The sequence below is a fragment of the Mesorhizobium sp. M7A.F.Ca.CA.004.04.2.1 genome (assembly GCF_004022825.1).
Taxonomy (GTDB): domain Bacteria; phylum Pseudomonadota; class Alphaproteobacteria; order Rhizobiales; family Rhizobiaceae; genus Mesorhizobium.
In genome coordinates, this window is record NZ_RZPH01000691.1 from 1 (window position 1) to 3,307 (window position 3,307).

Annotated in this window: 3 protein-coding genes; all 3 read left to right on the top strand. The window is 64.2% G+C overall.

What is annotated here, in order from left to right:
• Window positions 1-78: 78 nt before the first annotated feature.
• The gene (locus EN893_RS25295) at window positions 79-1,308 is read left to right on the top strand and encodes an MFS transporter (RefSeq protein WP_127270871.1); all 1,230 of its coding nucleotides are present in this window, start codon (window positions 79-81) and stop codon (window positions 1,306-1,308) included.
• A 177-nt stretch (window positions 1,309-1,485) separates the two neighbouring features.
• Window positions 1,486-2,514: a LacI family DNA-binding transcriptional regulator gene (locus EN893_RS25300; protein WP_127271475.1), complete on the top strand. Its 1,029-nt coding sequence runs from the start codon at window positions 1,486-1,488 to the stop codon at window positions 2,512-2,514.
• A 301-nt stretch (window positions 2,515-2,815) separates the two neighbouring features.
• Window positions 2,816-3,307, top strand: a 492-nt coding sequence (locus tag EN893_RS25305; RefSeq protein ID WP_164901091.1) for a substrate-binding domain-containing protein, incomplete at its 3' end; no start/stop codon positions are given.

Below are 3,307 nucleotides of genomic sequence, written 5' to 3' on the forward strand. Positions count from 1 at the left end.
GGCGCTGCTGCGGCCTGAGAAGGCGCCGATAGTGGCGCAAACGGCAGCCGATCTCCGAGACCGCCGACAGGAAACGCCTTGACCCGAACCGACAGCATCCAGCCCGGCCCCGGCATCGACAGCTCCTATGCCTGGATGCGGCTTGCCATCTCGATGCTGCTGGCGACGATCGGCGCCGTGGGCATGTGGGCTGTCGTCGTCGTGCTGCCTGCGGTGCAGGCCGAGTTCGGCGTCGACCGCGCCGCGGCGTCCATGCCATACACCGCGACCATGGTCGGTTTCGCCGCCGGCAACGTGCTGGTCGGCCGCGCCATCGACCGGATGGGTTACTGGATCCCGGCGCTGCTCTCTTCGATTGCGCTTTCCGCCGGCCTGCTGCTCGCGGCGCTGTCGACCTCGATCCTGCAATTCACGCTTGCCCAAGGAGTGCTGATCGGTGTCGGCACGTCGGTGATCTTCGGGCCGCTGATCGCCGATATCTCGCACTGGTTCAACCGTCGTCGCGGTGTCGCGGTCACGGCGGCGGCGGCCGGCAATTACCTTGCCGGAGCGTTGTGGCCGACCATCATGCCGACGCTGATGAAGGCGGAAGGCTGGCGCTTCACCTATGCGGCAATCGGCATCTTCTGCCTGGTGACAATGGTGCCGCTGGTGCTGATGCTGCGGCGCGGTGCCCCGGCGGCGGCCGTCGCGGGTTCGCCCGGAAGCCGATCGGTGCAGCCGATCTCGCTGTCGCCGGCGGCCTTGCAGGTGCTGCTGGTCGTCGCCGGGCTCGGCTGCTGCGTGGCGATGTCGATGCCGCAAGTGCATATCGTCGCCTATTGCATGGACCTCGGCTACGGCGTGGCGCATGGCGCCGACATGCTGTCGATCATGATGGCCGGCGGCGTCGTCAGCCGGCTGGCGTCCGGCTTCCTCGCCGACCGTATCGGCGCGGTGTGGACATTGATGATCGGCTCGGTGCTGCAGTGCCTGTCGCTGCTGTTCTATATCCCGTTCGACGGGCTTGCCTCGCTCTATGTGGTGTCGCTGGTGTTCGGCCTGTCGCAGGGCGGCATCGTGCCTTGCTACGCGATCATAGTGCGCGATTACATGCCGGCCAGGGAGGCCGGCCAGCGTATCGGCATCGTCATGATGGCGACCATCTTCGGCATGGCGATCGGCGGCTGGATGTCGGGCTGGATCTACGATTTGACTGGTTCCTACGCCGCCGCATTCCTCAACGGCATCGCGTGGAATTTGCTGAACCTGGTGGCGATCGGGCTGCTGTTCTGGAAGGCACGGCGCAGCACAGCCGTGACGGCCTGAGCTCACCGTGCCCAATGGTCCGGGAGCTGCGCGGCTTGACAACCACCCAAGGCTGCGCGACGCCGGAAGGCGAATGGGTGCGGCAACAGGCCGGTTTGGCATGACGACGGTGGCAAAGACCCCGAATATGGTTCCAAAGGCGCTTGGCTGCACAAGCCAGTCGCCAGGAGTGCGTCCTTGACCAAGCCGCGCTCGCGCCGGGGCGGCGGTCGCCCGACCATCGCGGATGTCGCACGCAAGGCCGGCGTCGGCGCCATCACCGTGTCGCGCGCCCTGCGCGAGCCGGAGCGTGTGTCCGAAGAGCTGCGCCGCCAGATCCAGGCCGCCGTCGACGAACTGGGCTACGTGCCGGACCCGAATGCCCGGGCGCTCGCCTCGGCGCGCGCCGAGGTGTTCGGCGTGCTGGTGCCGTCGCTGACCAACAACGTCTTCGCCGAGGTGGTGCGCGGCATCTATGACAGCCTGTCGGCCAGCCCGTTCCGCATCCAGCTTGGCAACACCCACTATTCCGGCCTCGAGGAAGAGCGGCTGCTGCAGGTGTTCGGTTCGCAACGGCCAGCCGCGCTGATCGTCGCCGGCATCGATCAGACACCGGCTTCGCGAAAGCTGCTGGAAAGTGCCGGCTGCCCTGTGGTGCAGGTCATGGAAACCGGTCCAGATCCGGTCGACATGATGGTCGGCTTCTCGCATCTCGATGGCGGCAGGGCGGCGACCGAGCATCTGATCGAGGCGGGCTATCGCCGCATCGGCTTCATCGGCGCGCGCATGGATCCGCGTTCGCAGCGGCGCCTTGCCGGCTATCGCGCGGCGATGGAGGCCGCGGGCCTGTTCGACTCGCGCCTCGTAACCACCACGCCGGTGCTGTCCAGCGTGTCGCTCGGCCGCGAGATGTTCCGCGACGCGCTGGCCAAGGTGCCGACACTCGACGGTGTCTTCTGCAACAATGACGATATCGCGCTCGGCGTCTTGTTCGAATGCCATCGCGCCTCGATCGCGGTGCCGAAGACGATCGGCATCGTCGGTTTCAACGATCTCGACATGATGCAGGTGGCGTTTCCTTCGGTCACTAGCATCCGCACCCATCGTTATGAGATCGGCCGGCGTGCCGTCGCCATGGCGCTGGCGGCGATCGCCGGCAACAGACCGGAGCAACGGATCGTCGACCTCGGTTTCGAACTCAAGCGCCGCGAGAGCACGGCGCGTTGAAACGCACAGGAGCGACTGTGCGAATGCCGGTTTACACGCCAATTTGGTAGCGCTACCATCTCCTCCGGGCAGGTGTATCAACGATAGTTTGCGCCTGTTTATTATACATAAGTGACAACTAATACTTGTTTATTATGGATAATATGATAGTTTTCGCCCCGCTGGCGGCGACAAGGGAGGAACCGGGTCGGCCACCACCGGCGACCAAGGAAGCGCATGACGAGGCGGGAGGTGCCGGTCCATCGCGCGAAAAATTCGCATTGCGAAACGACAATCAGAACTGCAATCGGGAGGATTATCGATGATCAAGTCACTTGTTGGTGGCGTCGTTGCCGCCACTGCATTCGTCATGCTCAATTCGGCCGCCATGGCCGCCGGACCCGAAATCGTGTCGGGTCCCGCCGCTCAGGCGGACTGTTTCGCGCCGTGGAGCGCGGAGACCAAATTTTTCAAATATCCCAAGAAGGAAGGGCCGTTCCGCATCGCCTTCGCCAATGGCTATATCGCCAACACCTGGCGTATCCAGATGGTGCAGACAGCCAAGGCCTACGCCGCACAACCTGAAGTCAAAGCCAAGATCAAGGAATTCAAGGTCGTCTCGACGGGCGAGGACGTGCCGGCGCAGATCTCGGCGATCAACAATTTCATCGATTCCGGCTATGACGCCATCGTCACCGACGCCCAGAACCCGACAGCCTTCGGTCCGGTCATCAAGCGCGCCAAGGAAGCCGGCATCGTTCTGGTCGCCTTCGACAACATCCTTGACACCAAGGATGCCATCAACGTCAATGTC